The organism is Promicromonospora kroppenstedtii DSM 19349, assembly GCF_000515355.1.
GTDB classification, from domain to species: Bacteria; Actinomycetota; Actinomycetes; order Actinomycetales; family Cellulomonadaceae; genus Promicromonospora; species Promicromonospora kroppenstedtii.
In genome coordinates this window covers 288-1,974 of record NZ_KI911594.1, presented here as the reverse complement: position 1 = coordinate 1,974, position 1,687 = coordinate 288, and the positions used below count along the sequence as shown (strand labels likewise).

Sequence of the window (1,687 nt, the reverse complement as noted above, 5' to 3'; positions counted from 1 at the left end):
ACGGCTCGTCGCGTCTGCGCTGAGCCGGTCGAACACCACCGCTCGCTCGGCCGGGGTCAGCCGCTCGAAGGCCGCGACGTGCACCTGCTCGACGGTCTGCGAGGGGGCGGACCGCAGCATGCGCTCGGTGCGGTCGAGGGCTCCGGCGTCGGCCGGCCGGTCAGGCCGGCTCATCGTCGGCCCCCACGATCCGGTAGCCCCGCTCGGCGAGGGCCCGGGCCATGTGCTCGGCGTACCACTCGGGCCAGGCCTCGTCGTACACGCCGCCCAGCTCCTGCTCCTCGTGGACCCCGTGCGCCGCCGCGGCGCGCTTGAGCAGGTCCAGCAGGATCTCGTTCGCTGCCGGGTCGGGTGCGCTCGTCATGTCCGTCACCGGCCCGGGAGGCGGTCGACGATCTGCTGGAGCACCCACTCGTTGCCGTCCGGGTCGGCGAACGACGCGAACGACGCGTAGCTGTCGTGCTCCGGGTGCGGGCCGGGCACGCGGTTCTGAGTGCCTGCCCAGTGGAAGACGCCGTCCTGGTCGTGCCAGATCTCGCTGACGTCGGCGCCGTGCTCCACGAGCTCGGCCCGGGCCGCGGCGATGTCCGACACGACCAGGTGCAGGCCGCGCACGGAGCCCGGTGTGGCGTCGGTCAGGTGCTCGCCGAAGATGATCGAGGCGGCCGACCCGGGCGGGGTCAGCTGCACGACCCGCAGGCCGCGCTCGGTGGAGAAGTCGGCGTCCTGGCGCCAGCCGAGCTGCCCGTAGAAGGCCTTGGCACGGTCCACGTCGGCGACGGGCAGGACGACGACCTCGAGCTTGAGTTCCATGATTCGCTCCGTTTTCTGGGGGTTCTGCGGTGGGGGTGTGGTCGGGGATGGGGAACTGGGGAACTACCTGGCCTGCAGCGGGCCCGCGAAGGACTTGCGGAGGGAGGAGGGGCCGACGAGGGGGAGCAGCGCCGCGAGCAGCTTGCGCTGGAGGGTCTGGGGCTGACGGGTCAGCTCGATGTCGATCCGGCTGCCGCCGTCGTCGGGGGTGACCTGGAAGACCCAGCCGCCGCCGGGCCCGAACACCTTCGAGTCCAGTGTGCTGATGTCCACGCGACCGCGCTCGGCGTCCCACTCGTAGCGGGCGCGCTCCCAGGCGGCGGCGGTGCCCTCGGTCACCTCGGCCCAGGACTCGCCCTGCTCGTGGACGGTCAGGTGGTCGGCGTCGATCGTGGGCCAAGCCTCGGCCCGGGCTGGGCTGAAGTCGGTCAGGACGGCCATGGCGGCCTCGGGAGAGAGCGTCGAGTCGAGGTGAAAGCGGACGGCGGTCATGGTCATGCTCCTCAGTTTGGGTAACCGGTCTGAGCGGTTACTGCGATGACCAGAAATATGGCACACGATGCGTAACCCGTCAAACGGGTTACAGAGACTTGTGCGTCACTCCGTCACCGTTCAGAATGGTTACGTGAACCACGCCTTCCCCTGCGGGACGCTCGCGCTCGACTTCCTCGGCACCCTGCGCGCCCGCCGCAATCCCGTGCCGGCCGAGAAGCTGGCCACGCCCGAGCTCCTCGACGACTGGTTCGTCGAGTCGGGCATGCTCGACGCCGCCCCCCGCGCCGACGACGCCGACCTCGCCGCCGCCGTCGAGCTGCGCGAGTCGCTCTACCTGCTCGTCGAGGACCGGCTGGGCGGGCGCGCGGCGCTCGCGGCC

4 protein-coding genes are annotated in these 1,687 nt (G+C 71.5%); 1 reads left to right on the top strand and 3 read right to left on the bottom strand.

What is annotated here, in order from left to right:
• Nucleotides 1-160: 160 nt before the first annotated feature.
• The 3 genes from PROKR_RS03020 to PROKR_RS03010 all read right to left on the bottom strand — a co-directional run bounded on the left by PROKR_RS03020 (nt 161) and on the right by PROKR_RS03010 (nt 1,305).
• Nucleotides 161-364 (bottom strand): hypothetical protein, encoded by a 204-nt coding sequence (locus PROKR_RS03020; protein WP_157601853.1) that lies wholly within the window; start codon nt 362-364, stop codon nt 161-163.
• Between the two features lie 5 nt (nt 365-369).
• On the bottom strand, nt 370-813 hold the full coding sequence (locus PROKR_RS03015) for a VOC family protein (RefSeq protein WP_036959437.1): 444 nt from the start codon (nt 811-813) through the stop codon (nt 370-372).
• Between the two features lie 63 nt (nt 814-876).
• Entirely contained in the window at nt 877-1,305 is a 429-nt protein-coding gene (locus PROKR_RS03010; protein WP_036959436.1) for an SRPBCC family protein, read from the bottom strand.
• A 133-nt stretch (nt 1,306-1,438) separates the two neighbouring features.
• On the opposite strand from PROKR_RS03010, the gene PROKR_RS03005 reads away from it, so the two are divergent.
• On the top strand, nt 1,439-1,687 hold a 249-nt coding region (locus PROKR_RS03005; RefSeq protein ID WP_245605673.1), incomplete at its 3' end, for an ABATE domain-containing protein.